We start from the raw sequence: 26,622 nt of genomic DNA on the forward strand, positions 1-26,622 counted from the left end.
TGTCACTACGGCCGGTGGTACCGCGTCAAGGCGGGAAAGCGTGCCTTGACCCGGCACCACCGGCCGTGTTTTGGCTTCGGATCGGGGTGGCGGGGCAGGTCTGGGCGGGGTGCCGGTTCGGGCTTCCGCGTGCCGTTCGGGCCGGCGAGGTATCCGAAGCGCGCTCCGACTCTGCAGGTGGGCCGGAACCTGCCGCAGGAACACCGGCTCTGAGCCGGCCGGACCACCGTGACCCTGCCGCCGTAAATCGCTCGCCCGGCGGCGCCGGCGGCTTGTACTCTCCGCGGCCATGGGAACCTTGTGGATGCCCGCCTGCGGGCGTGAGGCTCAGCGGCCCCGCCGCGCCTGACGGCGCGTCTCGCTGAAGATCCGATCGCGCCGTACTTCCGGATGCCCCGGCACCCGGAGGCGGTCGAGCGACCCCCCGGGTGCTCCATTCCGCAAGTCTGGAGTGCCTCCCTTGTCCCGCTCCGTCCACGGCGGCCGCCACGAACTCGGCCAGAACTTCCTGCACCACCTCCCGACCATCCACACGATCGTCCGGCTCGTCCGCGAAACCGAAGGCCCGATCCTCGAGATCGGCGCCGGCGACGGCGCGATCACCCGGCGGCTCGCGACGCTCGGGCGTGACGTCCGGGCCGTCGACCTCGACGAGCACCGCGTGCGCCGGCTCCGCCGACACCTTCCTTCGGTGTCCGTGGTCCACGGCGATGCCCTGCGGATCCCGCTGGACCGGCCGGTCGTCGTCGGCAACCTGCCGTTCCACCTCACCACGCCGATCCTGCGGCGCCTTCTCACCGCCGGTGACTGGGCCGAGGCCGTCCTCCTCACGCAGTGGGAGGTGGCGCGCAAACGCGCCGGCGTCGGCGGCCGGACCATGCTGACCGCCCAGGCCGCGCCCTGGTTCGGCTTCACCCTGCACGCACGCGTCCCGGCCGGCGGGTTCCGGCCGAAACCGAGTGTCGACGGCGGGCTCCTCACCGTTTCCCGGCGGCGTGCACCGCTCGTCGACCCGGCCGAACGGGCCGGCTACGAACACTTCGTGCGCAACGTCTTCACCGGCCGCGGCCGCGGGATCGAGCGCATCCTCGCGGACGTGGCTCCGGGACCGTGGCGCGCCACCCTGAAGGCCGCGGGCGTCCCGCCATCGGCCCTGCCGCGTGATCTCACCCCGGCGCAGTGGGCCGCGTTGTGGAACGGCTAGCGCGGCCGGCCCGGCACGCCCGGCCGCAGCTGCCACGGGTGCGGCCCGTCCAACGGCCGGTACTCCACACCGAGCGCGTCCAGCCGCGGCAGGTGGTGGTCCCGCAACCGCGGCAGGAACTCCGCGTAGTCCCGCGGCCCGGAACTCCAAGCCACCTCGGCAAACGCCGACAGCCGCGGAAAGGCCATGTAGTCCACCCGCCGCACGCTGTCCAGGTGCTCGCTCCACACCTGCGCCTGCACCCCGCGCAGCCGCGGGCCCTCCAACGCGGGCGAGTACCCGTACACGTCCTCCAGCGTGTGGACCCAGCCGACCGGGATCGGCTCGGAGGAGTCCGCCGACTGCCGGTGGTCCAGGTACACGTGCTGCTCCGGGCACATCACCACGTCGTGCCCGAGCGCGGCCGCGCGCCGGCCCGCTTCCTCGTTGCGCCACGAGCCGATCACCATCGGGGGGAGGCCGTCGATGTCGAGGACCTCGTCCCAGCCCATCGGTGTGCGGCCGCGGGACACCAGGTACGCGGCCAGCTGCCGGACGAACGCGCGGTGCTCGTCGGTCGCTCCCGGCGTCTCGTCGCCGCCCAGGGCGATCACCGGGGACGGGAAGATGTCCAGCAGGTGGTCGAACACCTGCCGGAAGAAGTCCGAAGTGGACGGCGTCGGCGAAAGCAGCGAAGTGCTGATGCCCCAGGAATCCCAGACTTCGTAGGACGACGAAGTCCCCAGGGAAGGGTAAGCCGCCAGAGCCGCCCGAGCATGCCCGGGGATGTCGATCTCCGGGACCACCGTAATGGCCCGGGAAGCCGCGTACGCCACGATTTCCCGCAGGTCGTCGCCCGTGTAGAACCCGCCGTGCGGGCGGCCGTCCTGCTCACCGCCGCTGCCCACCATCGACGACGGCCGCCAGCCGCCCACCGACGTCAGCCGGGGGAACGCCGGGACCTCGAAGCGCCAGCCCTGGTCGTCGGTGAGGTGCAGGTTCAGCACGTTCAGCTTGTGCGCGGCCAGCAGGTCGACGAACCGGAGCACCTCGGCCTTCGTCCGGAAGTGCCGGGCGACGTCGAGCAGGCACCCGCGCCACCCGAAGCGGGGATGGTCCTCGACGACCCCGCACGGCAACGACGAAGGCGCGAACCCGGCCACCCGGAACGCCGAAGGCCCCGCCAGCTGCCGCAACGTCTCGCGCCCGTAGACCTCTCCGGCGGGATCAGCCACCTCGAGAACCACGCCGGAAGGGGAGAGGGAAAGCCGGTACCCCTCGGGCGGCAGGGAAGCGGATCGGACGTCCACAGTGGACGGCCACGGGCACGAGCCGGGCCGGGGCGTGACCGAAACCGGCCGGGGGAGCAGGGTGTCGAAAGCCATGTCAGCCCTTCACGGCGCCGGCCATGCCGGACACCAGCCGTCGTTGGACGAGGACGAAGAACACCAGCACCGGGATCGTCATCAGCGTCGAGGACGCCATCACCGCGCCCCAGTCCGTGTCCTCCGGCTTGAAGAACACGAGAATCGCCTGCGGCAGCGTCTGGTTCTCGGTCTTGGACACGATGAACGTCTTGGCGAACAGGAAGTCGTTCCACGCGTGGATGAACGCCAGCACGCTGACCGCGACCAGCCCGGGCGCCACCAGCGGGAACAGGATCTGCCAGGTGAACCGCATCCGCGACGCGCCGTCGAGCTTCGCGGCCTCTTCGAGCTCCACCGGCACCGCGGCGACGAACCCGCGCAGCATCCAGATCGCGAACGGCAGGCTGAACGCCAGGTGCACCAGCACCAGCGACCCCAGCTCGTTGAGACCCAGCGCCGGTACGGCCCCGCCGAGGGACCGCATCAGGAAGAACAGCGGGATGGTCAGCGCCTCCACCGGCACCATCTGCGCGACCAGCGTCATCACCAGGAGCACGGTCCGCCCCTTGAAGGAAAACCGCGTCAGCGCCACGGCCGAGAGGAACGACAGCAGCAGCGACAGAACCACGACGACCAAGGCCACGAGCAGGCTGTTGACGAAGTACCGTCCGAACCCCGAAACGGTCAGCACGCGCGAGAAGCTGTCGAACGAGGGGCTGAACGTCCACGGCTTCGGTGACGCCGACTGGATTTCGCCCGCGGGCTTCAGGGCCGACAGCAGCATCCAGTACAGCGGGAACGCCACGATCCCGGCGATCACGACCGTGACGACTTCGGCGATCAGACGCCCGGGACGCTTCACAGCCATGCCGCGCTCCGGCGCTGCGACCGGACGTACAGCCCGGTCACCGACAGCAGCAACAGCGTCATCACGACTCCGATCGCCGAGCCGAGGCCGTACTCCTGCCCGGCGAAGGCCTGTTGGTAGGCATACACGTTGAGCACGAGGTTCCGCCCGGCCACGCCGCCGCCGTTGGTCATCACGTAGATCTGGGTGAACACCTTGAAGTCCCAGATGATCGACTGGACGGTCGCGATCATCAGCAGCGGCCGCACCATCGGAAGCACGATCGTCCACGTCGTGCGCCAGGCCGACGCGCCGTCGAGCGACGCCGCTTCGAGCACCTCGTCCGGCACGCCCTTGATCCCGGCGTACATCGTGACCAGCACGAACGGGAACGAGCACCAGATCACCTCGGCCGCGACCAAGCCGAACGCGCCGAGCGTGCCGAACGTCCACGAGTGGTGCTCGAACGGCAGCCCCAAGCCGGACAGCACCTCGTTGACCAGCCCGAAGTCGGTGTCGAAGAGGAACAGCCAGACGTAGGAGCCCGCGATCGCCGGCGTCGACCACGCGCCCAGCGCGGCCAGGAACAGCAGCATCCGGGGCAGCGAACGCACCCGCGAGGCCAGCACGGCGAGCCCGGTGCCGACGACGAGCGAGCCGACGACGCAGGCCGCGGCGAACCCGACCGTCTTGCCGAGCACGGTCCAGAACTGCGCCTGGGACAGCAGGTCCGCGTAGTTCGCGAAGCCGAGGAACACCAGCGGCGCGTTGCCCGCGGCCTGCGGCTGGCCGTAGTCGTAGAACGAGATCAGGACCAGCTGGTAGATCGGGTAGGCCAGCAGCGCGGCGAGCAGGATGCCCGCCGGGGCGAGGTAGAGCGCGGCGGCCCGGCCGTCCCCCTTCCGCCGCGGCCGCCGCGCGGGGGCCGTGACGGAAGGGGCGTCCTGGAGCGTCACCACTAGCCGAAGGCCTTGTTCATCGCCGCGGCCGCGTCGGCCAGGGCCGCCGCCGGGTCCTTCCCGCCGGTGGCGATCTGCTGCACGGCCGTCGGCAGCACGTTCTGGCTGTCGATCTTCGACCACGCCGGCGTCGCCGGGACGAACTTCGTGCCCGCCTTCAGCGTGTCGACGAACGGCTTGAGGAAGGGATCGTTCGCCGCGAGCTTCTGCTGCACGGTGCTCAGCGTCGGCAGGTTGCCCATCGCCGTGTACATCTTCTCCTGGTACTTCGCGCCGCCGAGCAGCTCGACGAACTCCAGCGCCAGGCTGCGGTGCTTGCTCGCCTTGAACACGCCCAGCAGGTTGCCGCCGGCGAACGCGGGTGCGGTACTGCCCGCGGTCGTGCCGGGGATCGGGACGACGGCGTACTTGCCCTTCACCGCGCCCTGCTCGACGGCCTTGCGGTTGAAGTCACCGCCGATCGTCATCCCGGCCTTGCCGCCGGCGAACGCCGTGACGCTCTGCGTGCCGGTCAGGTTCGCGCACTGCGCGGGCGGGCAGATGTCGTCCTTGAGCAAGCTCGCGTACTGCGTGACGCCGGCCTTGGCCTGCTCACCGGTGACCGCCGAGGTCCACTTGCCGCCCTGTTCCTGCGCCAGTTCGCCGCCGTTGGCCCAGAGGAAGGGCAGCATCGCGTATGTGTACTTGCCGCCGACGGCGATGCCGTAGAGGTCCGGCTTGGCCGCGCGGATCCGGCGGGCGGTGTCGGTCAGCTCGGCCAGCGTGGCCGGCGGCTTCAGGCCCAGCTCGGTGAAGACGTCGGTGCGGTAGTAGAGCGCCCGGATCCCGGTGTACCAGGGCACGCCGTAGGTCTGGCCGCCGGACTTCGCGGTGTCCAGCACGGTCGGGATGAGGTCCTTGGCCTCGGGCCACGCCGCGAGGTCGCCGGTCAGGTCCGCCAGCGCCCCGGTGGCGGCGTAGCTGGAGACGTCGGTGTTGCCGAACTCGGCGACGTCCGGGGCGTTGGCCGGGTCGTTGAAGGCGCCGGAGAACTTGTCGGCGCGGCCCTCGACCGGCACCCACTGGACGTCGACCTCGACGCCGGAGTGAGCGGCCTTGAACTCGGTGATGGCGTCCTTGACCGCGGCCTCCTTCGGCGCGCGGTTGGCCTCGTCGAACAGCCAGACGCGGACGGTGCCGGTCTTGTCGTCCCCGCCGCCGCCCGCGGGGGCGGACTGGGTGGGCGCACAGCCGGCCAGGAGGGCCAGCCCGGCGACGAGGGGCAGGGTGCGGCGCAGTCTCATGGTGAACCTCACGAGGCGAAGTAGACGGAGTTGACGCTGCCGACGGCGAGCTGTCCGGCGACCGCGCCGGGCAGGCCGGTGGCCGGGTCGCGCGGCAGCCAGGTGACCGTGCCGGAGCGCTGGTTCGAGACGTAGAACCAGCTTTCGGACGGGTCGAGGGCCACGTGCCGCGGCCAGTTGCCGCCGGTGGGCACCGTGGACACCAGCTTCAGCGTGGCGCCGGAAACGGCGAAGGTGGCCAGCGTGTTGGGGCCGCGGACGGTGGCGTAGGCGAACTTCCCGTCCCGCGACAGGATGAGTTCGCCCGGGTACAGCTCGCCGGTGCTCCCGGCGGGTACGGCCGGGACCACCGAGAGCGCCTTCAGTGTGCCGGTGGCCGCGTCCCAGCTCGCCACCGTCACCTCCGCCCGCAATTCCTGGAGGATGTAGGCGAACTTCCCGGTGTGGTCGAACGCGAGGTGCCGCGGCCCCGCGCCGGCGGGCAGCTTCAGCTGCTGGTGCAGCGAAAGCTTCCCGGCGGTGAGGCCGTAGACGTAGACCGAGTCGGCGCCGAGGTCCACGGAAAGCACCCAGCGGCCGGTCGGGTCGTTCACGACCTGGTGGGCGTGCGCCTGGCCGGCGTCGGCGTGGTGGGTCACCAGGTCGGTGGCCGCGCCGAGCTTGCCGCCGGCCAGGATCGGCAGCACGACCACGCTGCCGGAGCTGTAGTTCGCCGCCAGCACGTACTTGCCGCTCGAATGCACGCTCAGGTGCGTCGGCGCGCCGCCCTTCGACGAAACCTTGTTGAGCAGCCTCGGGTTCGCGGGGTCGGCGATGTTCAGCGCCGAGACGGACCCGTTCGGGTCACCTTCGTTGGTGACGTACAGCGTCTTGCCGTCGGCGCTGCGGTCGAACCAGGAGGCGTCGGTGATGCCGGGCACCGTGCGGACGGGGTTCAGCGTGGCGCCGGACCGGGTCGTGACGTCGAGCCCGTGCCCGTTCGCCCCGCTGGTGTAACTGCCGATGTACACGGTTCCTCCGGCGAAGCAGCCTTTCGACGTGGTGGCCGCCGAAGCGAGCTGGCTGCCCAGGACGGTGGCGGCCCCCGCGCCGGCCGCGGCGCCGAGGAACGTGCGGCGGGAAAGTCCGGTCATCGTCTTTGTCTCCCAACGGGTTTCGGCGGTGACGGGATCCAGTATGGTCTAGACCACGGCCATGAGCAATGCCGAAACCCCGAAACCCGAAAGGGAAAGCACGGTTTCCAGCGCGGTCCAGGACTTGATCGTCTGCGGCACGGTCAGGTTGAAGTACCGCGAAACGATCCAGAAGCCGCCGTCGTTGACGTGCGAGGCGATGATCGAGCCGGCCGAAATCGCCATCACGAGCAGCGCCAGCTGGATCTGCGTGTAGCCGAGCTGGGCCACGGTCGGCGCGATGATCCCGCTCGTGGTCACGATGGCGACGGTCGCCGAACCCTGCGCGATCCGCATGCCGCAGCTGATCACGTACGCCGCGAGCAGCACCGGCAGGCCGGCGTCGTGCAGGGAGTCGGCCACGGCCTTGCCGATCCCGGTCGCCGAGAGCACCGCGCCGAAGAACGCGCCCGCGCCGACGACCAGCAGGATCATCGCCACCGGCCGCAGCGACTTCGCGGCCAGCTCGTTGAGGTCCTTGCCGGTGAACCCGCGCCGCAGGCCGAGCAGCCAGGACGCGAGCAGGACGGCGACGGTCAAGGCGACGGCCGGGGTGCCGATGAACGCGGCGACGCCGGCGAGCGCGGACCCCTTCGGCAGCCAGATGCTGCCGAACGTGCCGGCCAGGATCAGCACCAGCGGCACCGCGATGATGGCCGCGACCAGGCCCAGCGACGGCGGGTTCTCCTCGCGCTCGCCTTCCTCCTCGGCGAAGACCATGTCCTCGGGCACGTCGACGGTGATGCGCTTGCCGATCCACGTCGAATACAGCACGCCGCCGATGAGGAACGCCGGGATCCCGCAGGCCAGGCCCATCAGGATGATCCAGCCGAGCTCGACGTGCAGCAGCCCGGCCGCGGCCACCGGGCCGGGGTGCGGCGGCAGGAAGGCGTGCGTGATCGACAGGCCGGCCAGCAGCGGCATCGCGTAGAGCACCAGCGACTTGCCGCCCTGCCGCGCGGCGACGTAGACCAGCGGGGCCAGCACGAAGATGCCGATGTCGAAGAACACCGGGATGCCGAAGACGAACCCGGCGACCCCCATGGCCAGCGGCGCCCGCTTCTCGCCGAACGATCGCAGCAGCGCGCCGGTGAGCACCTTCGCGCCACCCGAGCGTTCCAGGATCGACCCGAGGATCGTGCCGAGACCGATGATCGCCGTGATGTGCCCGAGGATGCTGCCGAACCCCTTTTCCAGCAGCGAGTCCGATGCCTTCTGGGCCGAGCCGACGATCGTCCCGACCGGCAGGCCGGCGGCCAGCGCGGTCAGCAGGCCGACGACGATCAGCGCGATGAACGGTTCCAGCTTGAGCTTGATGATCAGCACCAGCAGGACGGCGATCGAGACGGCGGCGAGCGTCAGCAGCCCGCCCGTGGTGTGTTGCAGCCAGTGGATCATCGGGCTCTCCGGGGGGTGCGCAGGGAGTGGCCGGCGAGGGCGCCGGTGGGGGTTCCGTCGTCGAGGGCGGCGACGCCGTTGACGAAGACGTGGGTGAGGCCGGCGGCGGCTTGCCGCGGGTCCTCGAAGGTGGCGGTGTCGGCGATCGTTTCCGGGTCGAACAGCACCAGGTCGGCGGCGTACCCGGCGCGGACCAGCCCGCGATCGGTCAGCCGCAGCCGCCGTGCGGCCCGCCCGGTCAGGTGGGCGACGCACTCGGCGAGGTCCAGCACGCCCAGCTCGCGGACGTACCGGGCCAGGTAGCGCGGGAACGTGCCCCATGCGCGCGGGTGCGGCCGGGCGCCGACGAGCAGCCCGTCGCTGCCGCCGGTGTGCGTGGAGTGCCGCATGATGGCCTGGACGTTCTCCTCGTGCCCGACGTGCATCAGGCACGAGGTCCCGAGCCGCTCGTCGAGCAGGGTATCGAAGTACAGCTTCGCCGGTTCCGTGCCTTGCGTGCGCGCCGACGCGGCGACGCTGTGCCCGACGAGGTGGGCGTTGTGCTCGTTGCGGACGCCGTTGATTTCGATGGCGTCCCAGTCGATCGGGACACCGTGCGCACCGTCCGAACCGGACTCTTCGATCTCGGCGCGGATCCGCTCGCGCTCGTCCACATCGGACAGCCGGGCGAGGGTGGCGTCGAGGCCGCCTTCGGTGGCCCAGCTCGGCAGCAGCGCCGAAAGGTAGGTCGCGCCCGGCAGGTAGGGATAGGTGTCGAGGGAGATGTCGCAGCCGTCGTCGAGAGCGTCGTCCAGCAGCTTCAGCAGGTCGGGCGCCTTGCCCTTGTTGACCGAGAAGTTCATCGTCGCGTGGGCCAGGTGCAGCGGACAGCCCGAGCGGCGCGAGACGTCGATCATCTCGGCGAACGCCTCCAGCGCGCCCTTGCCGTAGCTGCGGTGGTGCGGGCTGTAGAACCCGCCCAGCTCACCGACCACCCGGCACAGCTCGACCAGCTCGCTCGTCTCCGCGTACATCCCCGGCGTGTAGGTGAGGCCGGACGACATCCCCATCGCACCCTCGGCCAAGCCGGTCGCGACCAGGTCTTTCATCCGGTCCAGCTCGGCGTCCGTGGCGGGCCGGTCGTCCCAGCCGACGGCGAGCATCCGGACCGTGCCCTGCGGCACCAGGTAGGCCGCGTTGACGGCGATGCCCCGGTCGAGGCGGTCGAGGTATTCGCCGACCGAGCGCCAGTTCCAGTCGAACCCCGCCGGGTCGTCGTTCCAGCCCGCGAGCTGCTGTCGCAGCGCTTCGAGCACGACGTCGTCGACCGGCGCGTACGACAGCCCGTCCTGGCCGAGTACCTCGGTCGTGACGCCCTGGGTGATCTTCGCCGGGTGCTCCGGGTTGGCCAGCAGTTGCAGGTCGGAGTGCGAATGCATGTCGATGAACCCGGGCGCCAGCACCAGGCCGTCGGCGTCGATGGTCCGGCCGCCGGTCAGCGCGCCCGGGTCGGCGACGTCCGCGATCTTCCCGCCGTCGATGCCGACGTCGTGGCGGGCGAGCGGCCCGCCGGTGCCGTCGGCGACCAGGGCGTTCCTGACGACGACGTCCATCAGAACCACGTCCGGACGTAGTCGACGACGGTCTCGCCGTCGGCCGCGGTCACCGGCAGCAGCGGCCACTTGTCGAACACCGTGCACGGGTGGGACAACCCGAGCCCGATCCAGTCGCCGACCTCGACCGGCGACCCCGGCGGCAGCGCGAGGAAGGCGTGCTGGTCGTTCAGCTTCGTGACGACGTGGCCGTCGAGGGGCTCCGCGGGCCCGTCCGGGGTGCGGCGCAGCTGCGGCTCGGGCAGTCCCTCGTCGAAGGACGCGTCGCGTTTGCCGATGGTGAGCAGCGCGAGCTCGTCCGACGGCTTCGACGTCACCTGTGCCCACGCCCGCAGCGCCGGCCGGAAGGAGTCGACGCCGTCGATGCGCGGGTGGTCGCCCAGCGGGGAGATTTCGCGGTAGAAGCCGTCGTCGTGGGTCAGATAGGCGCCGCTGCGCAGCACCGGCAGCACGTCGAGGCCGTCCGGCCACGGCTTCGTCAGCTCGTTCGCGACCTGGTCGAAGTAGGCGCTGCCGCCGGCGGTGACGATGATCTGCCCGTCGAGGAGTCCCTTGCCGGCGAACGAGATCGCCAGGTCGCGCAGACTGTCCACATAGGAGCTGATCTTGGCCAGCGCGGCTTCGTCGGTGCCGTGCGACAGCGCGCCCTCGTAGCCACCGGTGCCGCGCAGCCGCAGTACCGGGCTCGCCTGGACGGCTTCGGCGACGGCCAGCGCGGTCGCGGTGTCGCGGACGCCGGTGCGGCCGCCGTCGGCGCCGAGTTCGACCAGCACGTCCACCGGGCGCTCGGCGCCTTCGAGGGCCGCGGTCATCAGCTCGACGCCGCGGACCGAGTCGACCCAGCAGAGGAATTCGAAGTCCGGGTCGGCCGCCAGTTCGGCGGCCAGCCAGCGCAGGCCGGCCCGGTCGAGGAGCTGGTTGGCCAGCAGGATCCGGGACACCCCGAAGGTGCGGTAGATCCGGAGGTGACCGGCGTTCGCGCAGGTCACGCCCCAGGCGCCGTGCTCCGCCTGGCGCGCGAAGAGCTGGGGTGCCATGGTCGTCTTGCCGTGTGGCGCGAGCACCACGCCCCGCGCGGCGCACCACGCGGCCATCGTCCGGAGGTTGTGTTCGAGTGCTTCCTCGTCGAGGACGACGAAGGGGGCGAAGAACCCGTCGGTGAACAGGTTCAGCCTGCGGTCCGCGGCTTCTTCCAAGGTGAGCCCGGTCAGGGCGGGGGCGGCCGAGCGGAAGCGCCAGTCGATCCGCTCCCGGCGGAGCGTGTCGAGCGCGGCGGCGTTCAGGGTGAGAGCGGCGGGTGCATTCATCGGCGGCGACCTCTGTTGCGTATGTTGCAACGACTGTTGCGCATTTTGAGTGCCCTAGGTGTAGCATCCGGGTCGCCACAGGTCAACGGGGTGAAGGGCAGGGAGACGGAAAGTGACGAGCGGGCCCGAGGTGTTGTGCGTGGGCGAGACGATGGCGCTGTTCGTGCCCGCCGAACCCGGCCCGCCGGACGAGGTGAAGCGCTGGGTGCGCACCATCGGCGGCGCCGAATCGAACGTGGCCTGCAACCTGCCGACGCTGGGGATCCGCAGCGGCTGGGTGAGCGCCGTCGGGGACGACCCGTTCGGCCGGGCGATGCTGCGCGAGGTCGCGTCCCACGGCGTCGACGTCAGCGCGTGTGTGGTCGACCCGGCCCGCCCGACCGGGCTCTACGTCAAGGAAAGCGGCGCCGGCGGCAGTCCCGTGCGTTACTACCGGACTGGGTCGGCCGCGTCCGGCATGGGTCCTTCGCTGCTCGACCGGCTCGATCTCGACGGCGTCCGCGTGTTGCACCTGTCAGGGATCACGCCCGCGCTGTCGGACAGCTGCCTCGCGCTGGTGCGCGCCCTGCTGGCGCTGCCCCGCGGCGACCGGCTGATCTCGTTCGACGTCAACCTCCGGCCCGCGCTCTGGACCGGCCGCGACCCCGGGCTGCTCGCCGAACTGGCCGCTCAGGCGGACATCGTCCTGACCGGCGACGACGAGGCCCAGCGGGTGTGGGGGACCGGCGACCCGGCCGAGCTGCGGGCCCTGCTGCCGCAGCCGCGCACGCTCGTCGTCAAGCACGGCGAACGCGGCGCGACGCTGGTCGAGGGGGAGCCCCTGTTCGCGCCCGCGCTGAAGGTCGACGTCGTCGAGCCGGTCGGCGCCGGCGACGCGTTCGCCGCCGGCTTCCTCGCCGCGACCCTGCGCGGCGCCACCCCGCTGGAGCGGCTGCGGCAGGGGCACCTGCAGGCCGCCGTCACCCTGCTCACCCACGACGACGTCGGCGTGCCGCTGCCGCCCGCGGTCGTGGATACCCTGCTGCACGCGGACCCGGACGAGTGGCGTTCGGCGCGGCTGACCGGAGAGGGCGTGGTGCGGACATGAGTCAGAGCTTGGACCGCGCGCTGACGTTGCTGACCTCGATCGCGCAGGACGCGCGGACCCTCGACGACCTCGCCGACGAGATCGGCGTGCACAAGTCGACGGTGCTGCGGCTGTTGCGCACCCTCGAACAGCACCACTTCGTCCGCCGCGAAGGCGCCCGCCACTACCGGCTGGGCAGTGCCATGTTCGACCTCGCCAACCAGGCCCTGGACTCCTTCGACGTCCGGCGCAGCGCCCACCCGGCGCTGGCGGCCCTCAACGCGCGCACCGGGCACACCGTGCACCTGGCCAGCTACGAGGACGGCGAAGTCGTCTACATCGACAAGTTCGAGGGACGGCACTCGGTGCGGATGTACTCGCGCATCGGCAAGCGCGCGCCGCTGCACTGCACGGCGGTGGGGAAGGTGCTGGTCGCGGCCATGCCGGTGGCCCGCCGCGAGGAGATCGCGCGGTCGATCGAGTACCCGGTGCGGACGCCGAACACGATCACCACGCCCGCGGAGTACCTGGCGGAGCTGGAGCGCGTGGCCGAGCGCGGGTACGCGGTCGACAACGCCGAACACGAGGACTTCATCCACTGCATCGCGGCGCCGGTCCGGGGGACCGGCGGCGAGGTGCTGGCCGCCGCGTCGATGTCGGTGCCGAAGGTGCTGCTCGACTACGAAGGCCTGCTGGCGCTGGTGCCCGAGCTGCGGGCCGCGACCAGGGAAGCTTCCGTCCACAGTGGATGGACGGAGAACGGAAAGGGGCACTGATGAGCAAGACGGCAGTTTCCACCGAGAACGCGCCGAAGCCGCCGGCGAAGTTCTCGCAGGCCGTCCGCAAGGGGAACCTGCTGCAGGTCGCCGGCCAGGTCGCGTTCGACCCGGCGACGAACGCGGTCGTCGGCGACGACGTCGCGGGCCAGACCCGGCAGACGTTCAAGAACATCGAGGCCGTGCTGGCGGAGGCGGGTTCGAGCCTCGCGGACGCGATCATGGTCCGGGTGTACCTGACCGACACCGCGCACTTCGCGCCGTTCAACGAGGTGTACGACGAGCTGATCGGCGACGCGCCGCAGCCCGCCCGCACGACGGTGTACGTCGGGCTCCCGGGCGAGCTGCTCGTCGAAATCGACGTGCTCTGCGTGCTGGACTGAGCCGCCGGCGGGCGGTCAGCCCAGGACGCTCGTGTAGCCGTTCAGGGCCGGCTGCCCGCCGAGGTGGGCGTAGAGGACGGTCGATTCGCGGGAGATCTCGCCGGTCCCGACGAGATCGATCAGCCCGGCCATCGACTTGCCCTCGTAGACGGGGTCGGTGATCATGCCCTCCAGGCGGGCGCACGTTTCGATGGCGTCCACAGTGGATTTGTCGGGGATGCCGTAGATCCCGGCGTGGTAGCGGTCGTCGAGCTCGACGTCGGGGATCTCCCCGGAGCCGAGCAGCGCGGCGGTGTTGCGCGCGATGCGCGTGACCTGTTCGCGGGTCTCGTCCGGCTTGGCGGACGCGTCGATGCCGAGGATCCGGCGGTGTTTCCCGATGGTGGTCCCGGCGATCATCCCGCCCTGGGTGCTGCCGGTGACCGAGCAGACGATCACGGTGTCGAAGAAGACGCCCAGCTCGTCCTCCTGCTTTTCGAGCTCCACGATCCAGTTCGCGAAGCCGAGGCCGCCGAGCCGGTGGTCCGACGCGCCGGCCGGGATGGCGTACGGCTTCCCGCCGTTCGCTTCGATTTCGGCGACCGCGTCCTCCCACGCCTGCTTGAACCCGATGCCGAAGCCGGCCTGGACGAGCCGGACGTCCGCGCCGAGGATGCGCGAAAGCTGGATGTTGCCGACCTTGTCGTAGAGCGGGTCGTGCCAGTCGACCCAGCTTTCCTGGACGAGAACGGCCTTCAGCCCGGCCCGCGCCGCGGCGGCGGCGACCTGGCGGGTGTGGTTGGACTGGACGCCGCCGATGGAGACGAGCGTGTCGGCGCCCTGCTCCAGCGCGTCGGCGACGAGGTACTCGAGCTTGCGGGTCTTGTTCCCGCCGAACGCGAGGCCGGAGTTGACGTCTTCGCGCTTGGCCCAGACCCCGGCGCCGCCGAGGTGGGCGGTGAGGCGTTCGAGGGGGTGCACCGGCGACGGGCCGAAGAGCAGGGGGTAGCGCGGGAAGTCGGCGAGGGTCATCGGTCCTCCAGCAGTTCGGTCCAGATGGTCGAGATCACCGCGACGGCGGTGGCGGTGTCGTGCTGCTCGAGAGCGTCGATCAGCTTCGTGTGGCGCTCGACGGAGTTCCAGGCGAGCGCGGAGCTGAACCGGGCGTGCTCGAGGCGGCGCAGCAGCGGGGTGTAGCGGTCGAGCGTCGCGGCGACGGCGGCGTTGCCGGTCAGGCGGACGGGGATGTCGTGCAGTTCGTCGTCGGCCTGGACGGCGGCTTTGACGTCCCCGGCTTCGATGGCCGCGGCGAACCGGTCGTTGGCGGCGCGCATGGCGGCGACGTCTTCCGGACGGCACCGCGGCGCGGCTTGCCTGACGGCGAACTCGTGCAGCAACCGGACGATTTCGCGGGCGTCGAGGACGTCGGGGGACATCACTTCGGAGACCCGCGTGTAGGACTGCGGCTTCTGGTCGACCAGGCCCTCGTCGGTCAGCCGCCGCAGCGCCTCGCGCACGGGCGCCTTCGACAGCCCGAGCTGATCGGCGAGGTCGCCGTCGCGCAGCGGCGCACCGGGCGGCAGGGTGCCGTCGACGATCGCGCGGCGGATGCGGTCGTAGGCCTCGTCGCGGAGGAGTGGCCGGGTGACCTTCGAGAGACTCACATCTAACATGTTAGATGTCGGTACTTGAGCGGGCAAGGGCTGTCGCTTAGTGCGGTGTGGTGAGCCGGCGGGCGAGGTGGGTGAACTCGTCGAGGGCGAGCCGACCCCGGTCCAACGCGGCGAACATCTCGTTCGAATGCGACTGCCGGGCCGCCGGATCGCGGTCGAACCACAGCTCCCGCAAATCCCGGTCGGCCTCGGCGACCGCCACCGCGCCCGCGATCAGCTCGTCCGGCCCGACCAGGCGAAGGAGCAGCAAGGCCTTCTTGATGTCGCTTCGGGCGCTCCAGTAGCGCTGTTCCGCTTCGGCGATCAGTTCGGCGTCCGCGGGTAGCGGTGGCGCCACCGTGCGTACGGTCCGGAAGAGCCACAGGACCGCGTCACGGGCAATGGTCGCGGCCTCGACGAGCTGGGCGGAGCGCAGTGCCCGTTCCTCCCGCAACCGGGTCCGGGCCGCGACACGAGCCTTGACCGGTTCGAGGAATGCTCCGAGGAGAACTCCGGCGAGCGCGAAGACGCCGGCGACGAGGGGAGTCAGCACGATGCGGGAGTCTGCCGCGGGCAGGCCGGGCGGTGGTGCCCGGCCTGCCCCTCCCGCTGTTCGCCCCGGCCGATGCGAGGCAGTCGAATCAGTAGACCGGGCCGGTGTACTTCTCCCCGGGTCCCTGCCCGGGCTCGTCCGGAACGGCCGAAGCCTCCCGGAACGCCTTCTGCAGCGACTGCAGCCCGTCCCGCAACGGCCCGGCGTGCAGGCCGAGGTACTCCGCCGAGGCGGTCACCAGCCCGGCGAGCGCGGTGATGAGCCGTCGCGCCTCGTCGAGGTCGCGGTGCGGGGAGGTCGCCGGGTCGGCGTCGGCGAGCCCGAGCCGCTCGGCGCCGGCCGACAGCAGCATCACCGCCGCGCGGCTGATCACCTCCACGCTGGGGATGTCCTCCAGGTGGCGGGCTTCGGGGGAATACGGGGGCTGTTCGGAGGGTTGTTCTGACACGTCTGGTACCCTTCCACGAGCGACCAGCCCCCGAGCGATCGGGGGCGGCAAGTGGAGCCCCGCTCCCACCCGCGTCACCGTACAGGTGGCCGGGTCCGGTCTCACCCCTCCAGGGTGAAGGAGTGTCCTCCGGGGCACGATCGGAAACAGAGTGGGCCCCGCGCACCGAACGGTGTCGGGGCCTTCGCTATGTGGGCACCAGGTCGAAACGAGAACAGGAAACATTCCTCGGACCAAGGAGGCCCCATCAGCTCCGAGACACGCATCAACGACCGAATCCGGGTGCCGGAGGTCCGTCTCGTCGGACCCGCCGGCGAACAGGTCGGCATCGTCCGGATCGAGGATGCGCTGCGCCTGGCGCAGGAGAACGACCTCGACCTCGTCGAGGTCGCGCCGCAGGCCCGCCCGCCGGTGTGCAAGCTCATGGACTTCGGCAAGTTCAAGTACGAGAGCGCGCAGAAGGCCCGCGAGTCGCGGCGCAACCAGCAGCTGACCGTCATCAAGGAACAGAAGCTGCGCCCCAAGATCGACCAGCACGACTACGAGACCAAGAAGGGTCACGTGTCGCGCTTCCTGGCGGCGGGCAACAAGGTCAAGGTCACGATCATGTTCCGCGGCCGCGAGCAGTCCCGGCCGGAGCTCGGCTACCGGCTGCTGCAGAAGCTCGCCGAAGACGTCACCGAACTGGGGTTCGTCGAGTCGTCGGCCAAGCAGGACGGCCGCAACATGATCATGGTGCTGGCCCCGCACAAGAACGTGAAGCCGAAGGCCAAGGCCGAGCCCGCCCCCGAGCAGGCCCCCGAGGCGTAGGCGCCGACCAGCACGAGTCAGCGGCTCACCGGTTCTCCGGTGAGCCGCCGCACGAAAGAGGACACCAAATGCCGAAGATGAAGACCCACAGCGGGACGTCCAAGCGCATCCGCAAGACGGGTACGGGCAAGCTGCGCCGCCAGATGACCGGCCGGCGCCACCGCATGGAGAAGAAGTCCAGCCGCGTGACCCGCCGTCTCGAGGGCACCACCGAGGTGTCGAAGACCGAGGTCGGCCGCGTCAAGCGCCTGCTCGGCATCTGATCCCGCAGAACTTGCTGTAACCCACCCGGGGCGTCCCCCCTCGCCCCCCGATATCGACAGGATGGACCCGTGGCACGCGTCAAGCGGGCGGTCAACGCCCAGAAGAAGCGTCGCGCAACTCTCGAACTGGCCAGCGGCTACCGCGGCCAGCGTTCGCGGCTGTACCGCAAGGCCAAGGAGCAGACGCTTCACTCGCTGAACTACGCCTACCGGGACCGCCGTGCCCGCAAGGGTGACTTCCGCCAGCTGTGGATCACCCGCATCAACGCGGCCGCCCGCGCCAACGGCGTGACCTACAACCGGTTCATCCAGGGCATCAAGGCCGCGGGTGTCGAGGTCGACCGCAAGATCCTCGCGGACCTCGCCGTCAACGACGCCGCCGCTTTCACCGCGCTGGCCGAGCTCGCCAAGGCCAACGTCAACACCGGCGAAGCGAAATCGGCCTGACCGGCAGCTTTCACCGACCCGGGGCGGAACCGTTCACCGAACGGACCCCCCGGGTCGTTGCTGCGCGCAAGCTGACGCGGCGCGCGGAACGCGACAAGACCGGCCGGTTCCTGGCCGAAGGCGCCAACGCGGTCGAGGCGGCGCTCGAGCACGGCACCGTGCACGAGCTGTTCGTCACCGCGCGCGCGGCGGAGCAGCACGCGGACCTCGTCGACGCCGCCCGCGCGGCCGGCGTCGGCGTCTCGCCGATCACCGACCGCGCCGCCGACGGGCTGTCGGAAACCGTGACGCCCCAGGGCATCGTGGCCGTCTGCGCGCTGCTGGACCGGCCCCTCGGGGAAGCCGTGACGCCGGACGCGCGGCTCGTGGTCGTGCTCGTGGACGTCGCCGACCCCGGCAACGCGGGCACGGTCATCCGGGTCGCCGACGCGGCCGGCGCCGACGCGGTGGTCCTGGCGGGTGACACGGTCGACCCCCACAACGGCAAGTGCGTCCGCGCGGCCGCCGGCAGCCTCTTCCACCTGCCGATCGCGCGCGTCCGCGACATCGCGGGCGCGTTGACCGCCTGCTCGGCCGCGGGTCTGCGGACGTTCGCCGCCCACGGCTACGCCGACGCCGAACTCGATCGGGTGGACCTCGCGGCGCCGACGGCGTGGGTGTTCGGCAACGAGGCCCACGGCCTGCCCGCCGACGTCCTCGACCGGACCGACCTCGCCGTCCGGATCCCCCTGTACGGCCGCGCGGAGAGCCTCAACCTGGCCACCGCGGCGGCCGTCTGCGTCTACACGAGCGCGATGGCGGCCCGGCGCTGACCTGCGAGTAGGCTCCCGCAATATCCATTGTGGCCGATATTGGGGGGTTCCATGGGCAGGCTCGCCCGTTCGTTCGCGCTGTTCTCCGCTTCGTTCAAGGTGCTGCGCGCCCACAAGGGCCTGGCGTGGTTCCCGGTGCTCGCCGGGATCGCGGGTCTGCTGGTCGCCGCGGTGTTCCTGACACCCGCGTTCTTCACCGTCCACCTCGAGGCCGAAAACTTCCGGCCCACCGCCGGCACGTACGTGCTGCTCGCGGCCTTCTACCTCGTCTCGGCGTTCGTCACGATCTTCTTCAACGCCGCCCTGATCTCCCAGGCGGACGTCGCGCTGCGTGGTGACGGCGGCATGCCGGGGGTCGGCGCCGGCCTCGCCGCGGCCGGCCGTCGCTGGCCGACGCTGCTCGGCTGGGCCGGCGTGACCGCGACGGTCAGCGTGGTGCTGCGGACGATCGAAGAGCGGCTCGGCTTCCTCGGCAGCATCATCAGCGGCCTGATCGGCATGGCCTGGCGGTTCACGACGTACCTCGTGCTGCCGGTCGTCGTGCTCGAGGGCACGGGGGTGAAGGCGAGCGTCAAGCGGTCGGTCGAGCTGTTCCGCCGCGCCTGGGGCGAGAACGTCGCCGGCACCGCCGGTCTCGGCCTGGTCGGTTTCCTCCTGACCTTCGCCGGTTACGTCGTGCTCCTCGGAGCCGGCTTCCTGCTCGGCGGCACGGCCACCGTGTTCGTCGCGGTCGGGCTGGCGATCGTCTGGACCCTGCTGGTGGCGGTCTTCGTCACCACGTTGTCCGGCATCTACCAGACCGCGCTGTACCGCTACGCCGCCGAGGGCGTGGTGCCCGGCGAGTTCGCGTCGGTCGACTTCTCCGAGGCGTTCCGCGAGCGCTGACCGCGCGTCCGCGCGCCTCCGGGGCGACCGGGGGCGCGCGGAGCCGATCCCATAGACTTTTCCCGCCTTTGACCTCTCGCGCGCCGTGTGCGGCGGCGCGTGAACGACCAGTCCCAGCGGACGCCGAGGAGTTATGTCCGGAGCCACGGAGAAGGAAGCACAGGGCGCGGTGCTCGCCCCCGAGACGCTGCAGGAGGCGGTCAAGGCCGCCGAAGCGGCGTTCGCCGCCGCGACCGGGCTCGAAGGGCTGGCCGAGGTCAAGCCGGCCCACCTCGGTGACCAGTCCCCGGTGGGCCTGGCCCGCCGCGGGATCGGCGCCCTGCCCAAGCAGGAGAAGGCCGAGGCGGGCAAGCGCGTCAACGAAGCGCGGCAGGCCGTCCAGGCGGCTTTCGACGCGCGCCGCGCCGAGCTCCAGGTGGAGCGGGACGAGCGCGTGCTGCGCGAAGAGGCCGTCGACGTCACCTTGCCGTGGGATCGCATCCCGCGCGGCGCCCGGCACCCGATCAGCACCATCTCCGAGCGCGTCGCCGACGCCTTCGTCGCGATGGGCTACGAAGTCGCCGAAGGTCCCGAGCTCGAAGCCGAGTGGTTCAACTTCGACGCGCTGAACTTCGGCAAGGACCACCCGGCCCGGCAGCTGCAGGACACGTTCTACGTCGGCGAAGAGGACTCGGGCCTGGTGCTGCGCACGCACACCTCGCCGGTCCAGGCGCGCACGCTGCTGCACCGCGACCTCCCGGTCTACGTCGTCTGCCCCGGCCGGACGTACCGCACCGACGAGCTCGACTCGACCCACACCCCGGTGTTCACCCAGGTCGAGGGCCTCGCGGTCGACAAGGGCATCACGATGGCCCACCTCAAGGGCACGCTGGACGCCTTCGCCCGCGCGATGTTCGGCGAGAGCTCGAAGACGCGGCTGCGCCCGCACTTCTTCCCCTTCACCGAGCCGTCCGCGGAGGTGGACGTGTGGTTCGAGGAGAAGAAGGGCGGCCCCGGGTGGGTCGAGTGGGGCGGCTGCGGCATGGTCAACCCGAACGTGCTGCGCGCCTGCGGCGTCGACCCCGAGGTGTACTCCGGGTTCGCCTTCGGCATGGGCATCGAGCGCACCCTGCAGTTCCGCAACGGGATCCCGGACATGCGCGACATGGTGGAGGGCGACGTCCGCTTCACCCTTCCCTTCGGAACGGAGGCGTAGTGCGAGTCCCAGTCAGCTGGCTGACCGAACACCTCGATCTCGCGGACGAGGTCACGCCGCAGGACCTGGCCGACGCGTTCGTCCGGATCGGCATCGAGGTCGACGACCTGCGCGAGCTCGGCCCCGTGACCGGCCCGCTGGTCGTCGGCCGGGTCGCCGAGATCGAGGAGCTCACCGAGTTCAAGAAGCCGGTGCGCTTCTGCCGCGTCGACGTCGGCGAGCCCGCCGACGAAGCCGAGGAACTCGACGACGAAGACCTCGACGACGAGGACGAGGACGACGACGAAGCCGGCGAGCTCGACGAGGGCCCGCACGGCATCAAGACCCGCGGCATCATCTGCGGCGCGCGCAACTTCGCCGAGGGCGACCTGGTCGTCGTCGCGCTGCCCGGCGCCGTCCTGCCCGGCGACTTCGCCATCTCCGCGCGCAAGACCTACGGCCGGATCAGCGACGGCATGATCTGCTCGGCCCGCGAGCTCGGCCTCGGCGACGACCACACCGGCATCCTGGTGCTCCCGCCGGGCACCGCGAGCCCGGGCGACGACGCCCAGGAACTGCTCGGCCTCAACGACTCGGTGATCGAGCTCGCCCCGACCCCGGACCGCGGCTACGCGCTGTCGATCCGCGGGCTCGCGCGCGAGCTGTCGAACGCCCTCGACGTGCCCTTCGGCGACCCGGCGCTGCTGGAGGTCCCGGCGGCCGAGGGTGACGCCTGGCCGGTGCACATCGAGGACCCGGAAGGTTGCCCGCGGTTCGTGCTGCGCCGGGTCACCGGCCTGGACGCGACCGCGCCGACGCCGTGGCGGATGCGCCGGCGGCTGATGCTGGCCGGCATCCGGTCGATTTCGCTGGCCGTCGACGTCACGAACTACGTGATGCTCGAGCTGGGGCACCCGCTGCACGCGTTCGCCACCAAGGCCATCCAGGGCGATCTGGTGGTGCGCCGGGCGAAGCCGGGCGAGAAACTGACCACTTTGGACGACGTCGAGCGCACGCTCGACCCGGACGACGTGGTCATCGCCGACGACAGCGGCGTCATCTCGCTCGCCGGCACGATGGGCGGCGCGAGCACCGAGATCACGCCGGAGAGCACCGACGTGCTGCTTGAGGCGGCCCACTGGAACCCGGCGGCGATCAGCCGCACCGCGCGGCGGCACAAGCTGTTCTCCGAGGCCGCCAAGCGCTTCGAGCGGTTCACCGACCCGCAGCTCTGCGCGGCGGCGGTCGAGCTGGCCGCCCGGCTGCTGCGCCAGTACGGCGACGCGGCCATCCAGCCCGGCCGCACCGACGAGGGCGGCGTCGAGCCGAACCCGGCGGTCGTCATGCCGATCAACCTGCCCGACAAGGTGGCGGGCGTGAGCTACCAGCGCGGTGTCACGGTCCGCCGGCTCACCCAGATCGGCTGCAAGGTCTCGGTCGGCACGGGCGACGACGGAACGGGCCTGGTCACGGCGATCCCCCCGAGCTGGCGCGGCGACCTGCGCCAGCCGGCCGACCTCGTCGAAGAGGTGCTGCGCCTGGAGGGATACGACAGCATCCCGTCGGTCCTGCCGGCCGCTCCGGCCGGCCGCGGCCTGACCGACGGCCAGCGGCGAGTCCGGAGTGTCTCCCGGGCGCTCGCCGAGGCGGGGTACGTCGAGGTGCGCCCGTTCCCGTTCGTCAGCGACGCGGTGTGGGACGCGTTCGGCCTCCCGGCCGACGACGTCCGCCGCAACGCGGTGGTGGTCCGCAACCCCCTGGAAGCCGACCGCAACCGCCTGGCGACGACGTTGCTCCCGGGCTTGCTGGACACCCTGCAGCGCAACGTGTCCCGCGGCATGAAGGACGTCTCGCTGTACCACATCGGCCAGGTGGTCCTCCCGGCGCCGAACCCGCTGAAGGTCCCGGACCTCGGCGTCGACCACCGGCCGTCGGACGAAGAGCTGGCCCTGCTGGAGGCGGCGGTGCCGCAGCAGCCCCTGCACGTGGCGGTGGTCCTGGCGGGCAACCGGCACCGCGCGGGCTGGTGGGGCCCGGGCGAGCAGGCGAACTGGGCCGACGCGGTCCAGGCGGCCCGCACGATCGCCGAGGCGGCCGGCGTCGAGCTGACCGTCCAGGCGGCCGACCTCCCGCCGTGGCACCCGGGCCGCTGCGCCCAGCTCCGGGTCGGCGACTGGCCGGTCGGCCACGCGGGCGAGCTGCACCCGAAGGTGGTCGAGGCCCTCGGCCTGCCGCCGCGCACGGTGGCGATGGAATTGGACCTGGACGCGATCCCGCTGCCGGACTCCCGCCCGGCACCGAGCGTCTCGGGCTACCCGCCGGTGCTCCTCGACGTCGCCCTGGTGGCGGCGGCCGAGGTCCCGTCGGCAGACCTCGCTTCGGTGTTGCGCGAGGGCGCGGGCGAGCTCCTCGAGGACATCACGCTGTTCGACGTGTACACGGGCGAGCAGGTCGGCGAAGGCAAGCGATCGCTGGCGTACAAGCTCCGCTTCCGCGCACCGGACCGCACCCTGACGGTCGACGAGGCCACCAAGGCCCGCGACGCGGCAGTGGCGGCGGCGGGCGAGCGCTACAACGCCACCCTCCGCGCCTGACGGTCACCCGGCCCCTCCCGCCCAGGCAGGAGGGGCCGGCCCGCCACCGCCCACCGTGTCGACTCCCCAATCACGCGTGTCGTCCCTCCAATCACGCGTGTCGTCCCTTCAATCACGCGTGTCGTCCCTTCAATCACGCGTGTCGTCCCTTCAATCACGCGAGTCGCGCCTTCAATCACGCGAGATGCCTCCCAATCACGCGAGATACCTTTTCGAGCACGCGAGTCGCCCCGCTGATCACGCGGATCGCCCCATCGGGCACGCGAGCCGACCGTCCCGGGTACGCAACCCGACCGTCCTGGCACGCGAGCCGACCCCGACACGCGCCCCCACCGTCCGGGTCCGCGGGTCGACCCTCCCGGTACGCGAGCCGCCCCCCGCGGCCGGATCTCAGCCGAGGTGCTTGAGCGCCTCCCGTCTCGACAGCCCGGACAACCCCGGGTGATCGTCCACAAAGCACCGCACCCAGTCCGGCGCCGTCTTCGCGTACTCCCGCAGCGCCCACCCGATCCCCTTCCGCAGGAAGAACTCCGGCTCGGCGATCGACGGCTCGATGGCGCGAATCAACAGGTCCGTGTCGGTGTCCTCCTTGGCTCCCACCTGGCAGATGATCGCCGTCCGGCGGCGCCAGAGGTCGGTGTCGTGGGCCCACGCCAGCATCGTCGGCGTCACGCGGCCGCGGTGCTCACGGAGGATCGGGCCGATCCGCCGGATCGCGACCTCGTCGACGTAGTCCCACCAGGCCCCGCCGACGATCATTTCCTCGTACACCGGCAGCAGGTCCGGGTCCTGCCACCGCCGGTAGGCCCGGTACCCGGAAAGATCGATGGCCGCGTAGCGCTCCTCGCGGAATTCCGCGGTTCGCCACAACTCCAGGACGGTCGCCGAAAATGTCACCCGATCGGTCAATGTGTGGTCGGCCAGGACGCGCTTGAGAAGCGTGCTGCGCTCGGGTTTCGGCACCCCGCGGAAGGGCATGGCCGACTTCATGTACGCCTGCATCGCCGGTGCCTTCGCCGGGTCGGCCAGCTCGGCCAGCCCGGCGCGGATCGCCTTGACCAGCCTTTCGTCCGCGCTCATCCGTCCTCCTGTCGGGCTCGGGCGCCCCGGAGCGTACTGCCGGCCACCGACAGTTCCGGCGCCCCGCGGAGCCCGCAGGTCCCGACGAAAGACGGATGGCGGAAGCCGCGTCGGTCGACGAGATTGTCCAGGGTTGCCGGTAGTTTCGTCGAAATCTGGCGAACGCCGTCGAAAGCGGATGAAAAGGACGACTGTGAAAAGAATCGTTGTCGCCGTCGCCGCCGCGGGGCTCGCGGCCGGGCTGATGGCCGCCGCGCCCGCCGCCTCGGCGGAACCCGGGGTGCAGTTCACCCCCGCGCCGATCGCCTGGGGGCCCTGCGCGTCCGGGAGCCTCAAGGAGAACGGCGCCGAGTGCGGCTTCCTCGAGGTGCCGATGGACTACGCGCAGCCGGGCGGGGCGAAGGTCTCCCTCGCGGTCTCGCGGATCAAGCACAAGACCGCGCAGTACCAGGGCGTCATGCTGGTGAACCCGGGCGGCCCGGGCGGTTCCGGCCTCGGCCTGTCGGTGCTCGGCCAGTACGTGCCGAACGGCGCCGGGAACAGCTACGACTGGATCGGCTTCGACCCGCGGGGCGTCGGTTCCAGCAAGCCCGCCATCAGCTGCGACGGGAACTACTTCGGCTACAACCGGCCGGCGTACGTGCCGACCACCGTGCAGCTGGAGAAAGCCTGGCTCGCCCGCTCGAAGGGGTACGCCGACGCGTGCCGCAAGAACGGCGCGATCCTCGACCACCTCAAGACGACCGACGTCGCGCAGGACATGGACAGCCTGCGCAAGGCGCTCGGCGAGAAGCAGATCAACTACTACGGCTTCTCCTACGGCACCTACCTCGGCCAGGTGTACAGCACGCTGTACCCGAAGAACGTCCGCCGGATGGTGCTGGACGGCAACGTCGACCCGCGGAAGGTCTGGTACCAGGCCAACCTCGACCAGGACGTCGCGTTCGACAAGAACATCAAGATCTACTTCGACTGGCTCGCGAAGCACGACGACGCCTACCACCTGGGCAAGACCGGCGACGCGGTCGAGAAGCTGTGGTACGACACGCAGCGCAAGCTCGCCAAGGAGCCGGCAGGCGGGGTCATCGGCGGCGACGAGTGGACCGACATCTTCCTGCAGGCCGGTTACTACGTCTTCGGCTGGGTCAAGATGGCCCAGGCCTTCGACGGCTACGTGCACAAGGGTGACTGGCAGACGCTCAAGACGCTCTACGACAACTCGAACCCGCCGGGCGACGACAACGGCTTCGCCGTGTACCTCGGCGTGCAGTGCACCGACGTCCAGTGGCCGACCGACTGGAACCGGTGGCGGGTCGACAATTGGCTCACCTACTTCAAGGCCCCGTTCGAGACCTGGGGCAACGCCTGGTTCAACGCGCCCTGCGCGTTCTGGCCGGCGAAGGCGGGCAAGCCGGTGAACATCGACGGCCGCAAGGTGGCCGGTGCCCTGCTCATCAGCGAAGAGCTCGACGCCGCCACGCCGTACACCGGCAGCCTCGAGGTGCGGAAGCTGTTCCCGAACTCGAGCCTGATCAGCGCGCCGGGCGGCACGACGCACGCCGGTTCGCTGTCCGGCGTGGCCTGTGTGGACGACAAGGTCGCCGACTACCTGGCCACCGGCGCCCTGCCGAAGCGCCGGCCCGGCAACCACTCGGACGTCCAGTGCGATCCGGTGCCGGTGCCGGGCGAGCCTGCGGTGCAGAAGTCGGACACCTCCGCAAAGGCCGCCCAGGAAAAGCAGAACGCGCTGGCCCAGCTGCTGCACTTCTGAGCGAACCCGTTCCATCCCGCTGCCCCGGTCCGGTGCTTCCGGACCGGGGCAGCGTCTTGTCCGCCGGTGCCCCATCGTCGCCTCCTCGTGACGGTTCGTGGTCGCCGGGGACGTTAGGGGAGGGGTCCGACAATTTCGGAGCGGAGTGGGCCGTGAGCAGCGCGTGGCCGAAAATTGTCGGGGGTGCGCGCTAGCTTCGTGGCATGTCGATCATCGAAGAGCGCCGGACCGAGGTCCGGGCAGCTGACAACACCTACCAGATCGTGGTCTCGACCAGGACGGACGTCGACCGCGCCGAACCCACGCCCCGGGTGATGATCACCCTGGAGGCGGCCGCTCCCGGCGGCGAACCGGTGGCCGAGGGCAGCCTCGACCTCGACGTCGCGGTGGCGGACACGGTGGCGGAGCTCGTCGCGGACGGATTGCTGTCCGCGACGGGCGAGCGCCGCGGGCCGCGGCGAAGATCCGCGGGCCGTCCTGCCCAGCAGGGCCGCCCGTGGAACGAGGAGATGGACGCGGAGCTGGAGAGCCGGTGGATCGCGGGGGAGAGTGTCACGCAGATCGCGGCGTACTTCGAGCGCACCCCCGGCGGCATCCGCGCCCGCCTGCCTCGCGTGGGCTGCGATCCGGAGCACCCGGGCTGCTACCTCCCCGTGCCGCCGAGCAGGCGCACGGACCTGGACGGAGGTGAGCCTGCCTGACCGGCGGCGGTGGGCCGGTCCGCAGGGTGGACCGGCCCACCGGCCGTCGGTTCCGACTTCATCGAACGGAGGAATCCGATGAGCTTCGACTTCGCTGTCCGGCCCGGGACACCGGCCGAT

26 protein-coding genes are annotated in these 26,622 nt (G+C 71.1%); 13 read left to right on the forward strand and 13 right to left on the reverse strand.

Annotated features, from left to right (window positions below; genetic code table 11):
• Positions 1-460 precede the first annotated feature (460 nt).
• The gene (gene erm, locus ACWDN5_RS30110; RefSeq protein ID WP_449678662.1) at positions 461-1,204 is read left to right on the forward strand and encodes a 23S ribosomal RNA methyltransferase Erm; all 744 of its coding nucleotides are present in this window, start codon (positions 461-463) and stop codon (positions 1,202-1,204) included.
• Here erm and ACWDN5_RS30115 read toward each other — a convergent pair.
• From ACWDN5_RS30115 to ACWDN5_RS30150, 8 genes are read right to left on the reverse strand one after another with little or no spacing between them, the layout of a single operon-like run.
• On the reverse strand, positions 1,201-2,568 hold the full coding sequence (locus ACWDN5_RS30115) for a beta-N-acetylhexosaminidase (protein WP_449678663.1): 1,368 nt from the start codon (positions 2,566-2,568) through the stop codon (positions 1,201-1,203). The genes erm and ACWDN5_RS30115 overlap by 4 nt on opposite strands.
• Position 2,569: 1 nt before the next feature.
• Entirely contained in the window at positions 2,570-3,418 is an 849-nt protein-coding gene (locus ACWDN5_RS30120) for a carbohydrate ABC transporter permease (protein WP_449678664.1), read from the reverse strand.
• On the reverse strand, positions 3,409-4,356 hold the full coding sequence (locus ACWDN5_RS30125) for a carbohydrate ABC transporter permease (RefSeq protein ID WP_396136992.1): 948 nt from the start codon (positions 4,354-4,356) through the stop codon (positions 3,409-3,411). Before ACWDN5_RS30125 ends, ACWDN5_RS30120 begins: the two co-directional genes overlap by 10 nt.
• Complete coding sequence (locus ACWDN5_RS30130; RefSeq protein WP_449678665.1) at positions 4,356-5,639, reverse strand: extracellular solute-binding protein; 1,284 nt, start codon at positions 5,637-5,639, stop codon at positions 4,356-4,358. Before ACWDN5_RS30130 ends, ACWDN5_RS30125 begins: the two co-directional genes overlap by 1 nt.
• Positions 5,640-5,647: 8 nt before the next feature.
• Positions 5,648-6,772, reverse strand: coding sequence for a lactonase family protein (locus ACWDN5_RS30135; protein WP_449678666.1), 1,125 nt, complete (start codon positions 6,770-6,772; stop codon positions 5,648-5,650).
• Positions 6,773-6,820: 48 nt separating this feature from the next.
• Positions 6,821-8,209, reverse strand: a complete 1,389-nt coding sequence (locus ACWDN5_RS30140) for a GntP family permease (protein ID WP_310976606.1) — start codon at positions 8,207-8,209, stop codon at positions 6,821-6,823.
• Complete coding sequence (locus ACWDN5_RS30145) at positions 8,206-9,801, reverse strand: N-acyl-D-amino-acid deacylase family protein (protein ID WP_449678667.1); 1,596 nt, start codon at positions 9,799-9,801, stop codon at positions 8,206-8,208. Before ACWDN5_RS30145 ends, ACWDN5_RS30140 begins: the two co-directional genes overlap by 4 nt.
• On the reverse strand, positions 9,801-11,108 hold the full coding sequence (locus ACWDN5_RS30150; protein ID WP_449678668.1) for an amino acid deaminase: 1,308 nt from the start codon (positions 11,106-11,108) through the stop codon (positions 9,801-9,803). Before ACWDN5_RS30150 ends, ACWDN5_RS30145 begins: the two co-directional genes overlap by 1 nt.
• Before the next feature lie 151 nt (positions 11,109-11,259).
• Here ACWDN5_RS30150 and ACWDN5_RS30155 point away from each other — a divergent pair, with 151 nt between their 5' ends.
• The 3 genes from ACWDN5_RS30155 to ACWDN5_RS30165 are packed head-to-tail and all read left to right on the forward strand — an operon-like array spanning position 11,260 to position 13,333.
• Positions 11,260-12,195, forward strand: a complete 936-nt coding sequence (locus tag ACWDN5_RS30155) for a sugar kinase (protein ID WP_449678687.1) — start codon at positions 11,260-11,262, stop codon at positions 12,193-12,195.
• Complete coding sequence (locus tag ACWDN5_RS30160; protein ID WP_310976598.1) at positions 12,192-12,950, forward strand: IclR family transcriptional regulator; 759 nt, start codon at positions 12,192-12,194, stop codon at positions 12,948-12,950. The genes ACWDN5_RS30155 and ACWDN5_RS30160 overlap by 4 nt, the downstream gene beginning before the upstream one ends.
• Positions 12,950-13,333, forward strand: coding sequence for a RidA family protein (locus ACWDN5_RS30165; protein ID WP_310976596.1), 384 nt, complete (start codon positions 12,950-12,952; stop codon positions 13,331-13,333). Before ACWDN5_RS30160 ends, ACWDN5_RS30165 begins: the two co-directional genes overlap by 1 nt.
• A 15-nt stretch (positions 13,334-13,348) precedes the next feature.
• Here ACWDN5_RS30165 and ACWDN5_RS30170 read toward each other — a convergent pair whose 3' ends face one another.
• The 4 genes from ACWDN5_RS30170 to ACWDN5_RS30185 form a co-directional block, all read right to left on the reverse strand.
• Entirely contained in the window at positions 13,349-14,344 is a 996-nt protein-coding gene (locus ACWDN5_RS30170; protein WP_449678669.1) for a 1-aminocyclopropane-1-carboxylate deaminase, read from the reverse strand.
• On the reverse strand, positions 14,341-14,976 hold the full coding sequence (locus ACWDN5_RS30175) for a GntR family transcriptional regulator (RefSeq protein WP_449678670.1): 636 nt from the start codon (positions 14,974-14,976) through the stop codon (positions 14,341-14,343). The genes ACWDN5_RS30170 and ACWDN5_RS30175 overlap by 4 nt, the downstream gene beginning before the upstream one ends.
• Before the next feature lie 46 nt (positions 14,977-15,022).
• Positions 15,023-15,517, reverse strand: coding sequence for a hypothetical protein (locus ACWDN5_RS30180; protein WP_449678671.1), 495 nt, complete (start codon positions 15,515-15,517; stop codon positions 15,023-15,025).
• Positions 15,518-15,605: 88 nt separating this feature from the next.
• On the reverse strand, positions 15,606-15,965 hold the full coding sequence (locus tag ACWDN5_RS30185) for a DUF1844 domain-containing protein (RefSeq protein ID WP_191313234.1): 360 nt from the start codon (positions 15,963-15,965) through the stop codon (positions 15,606-15,608).
• 189 nt (positions 15,966-16,154) lie between these two features.
• Between ACWDN5_RS30185 and infC the strand changes: the two genes are divergently transcribed.
• The 7 genes from infC (at position 16,155) to pheT (ending at position 22,950) form a co-directional block, all read left to right on the forward strand.
• A complete protein-coding gene (infC, locus tag ACWDN5_RS30190) occupies positions 16,155-16,775 on the forward strand; it encodes a translation initiation factor IF-3 (RefSeq protein ID WP_086840451.1) in 621 nt (206 codons plus the stop codon).
• 68 nt (positions 16,776-16,843) lie between these two features.
• Positions 16,844-17,038 (forward strand): 50S ribosomal protein L35, encoded by a 195-nt coding sequence (rpmI, locus tag ACWDN5_RS30195; protein ID WP_043780277.1) that lies wholly within the window; start codon positions 16,844-16,846, stop codon positions 17,036-17,038.
• Between the two features lie 69 nt (positions 17,039-17,107).
• Positions 17,108-17,485: a 50S ribosomal protein L20 gene (gene rplT / locus ACWDN5_RS30200; protein WP_004559056.1), complete on the forward strand. Its 378-nt coding sequence runs from the start codon at positions 17,108-17,110 to the stop codon at positions 17,483-17,485.
• Positions 17,482-18,297 (forward strand): TrmH family RNA methyltransferase, encoded by an 816-nt coding sequence (locus ACWDN5_RS30205; protein WP_310976815.1) that lies wholly within the window; start codon positions 17,482-17,484, stop codon positions 18,295-18,297. Before rplT ends, ACWDN5_RS30205 begins: the two co-directional genes overlap by 4 nt.
• A gap of 51 nt (positions 18,298-18,348) precedes the next feature.
• On the forward strand, positions 18,349-19,182 hold the full coding sequence (locus tag ACWDN5_RS30210; protein WP_449678672.1) for a DUF6159 family protein: 834 nt from the start codon (positions 18,349-18,351) through the stop codon (positions 19,180-19,182).
• A 133-nt stretch (positions 19,183-19,315) separates the two neighbouring features.
• Complete coding sequence (gene pheS / locus ACWDN5_RS30215; RefSeq protein ID WP_310976573.1) at positions 19,316-20,377, forward strand: phenylalanine--tRNA ligase subunit alpha; 1,062 nt, start codon at positions 19,316-19,318, stop codon at positions 20,375-20,377.
• Positions 20,377-22,950, forward strand: a complete 2,574-nt coding sequence (gene pheT, locus ACWDN5_RS30220) for a phenylalanine--tRNA ligase subunit beta (protein ID WP_449678673.1) — start codon at positions 20,377-20,379, stop codon at positions 22,948-22,950. Before pheS ends, pheT begins: the two co-directional genes overlap by 1 nt.
• A 390-nt stretch (positions 22,951-23,340) precedes the next feature.
• On the opposite strand, the gene ACWDN5_RS30225 is transcribed toward pheT, so the two are convergent.
• Positions 23,341-24,030: a DNA alkylation repair protein gene (locus ACWDN5_RS30225; protein ID WP_449678674.1), complete on the reverse strand. Its 690-nt coding sequence runs from the start codon at positions 24,028-24,030 to the stop codon at positions 23,341-23,343.
• 193 nt (positions 24,031-24,223) lie between these two features.
• Between ACWDN5_RS30225 and ACWDN5_RS30230 the strand changes: the two genes are divergently transcribed.
• On the forward strand, positions 24,224-25,801 hold the full coding sequence (locus tag ACWDN5_RS30230; RefSeq protein ID WP_449678675.1) for an alpha/beta hydrolase: 1,578 nt from the start codon (positions 24,224-24,226) through the stop codon (positions 25,799-25,801).
• Between the two features lie 203 nt (positions 25,802-26,004).
• Entirely contained in the window at positions 26,005-26,502 is a 498-nt protein-coding gene (locus ACWDN5_RS30235; protein WP_449678676.1) for a helix-turn-helix domain containing protein, read from the forward strand.
• Positions 26,503-26,622: the final 120 nt, after the last annotated feature.

The organism is Amycolatopsis sp. NPDC003731 (genome assembly GCF_053586895.1).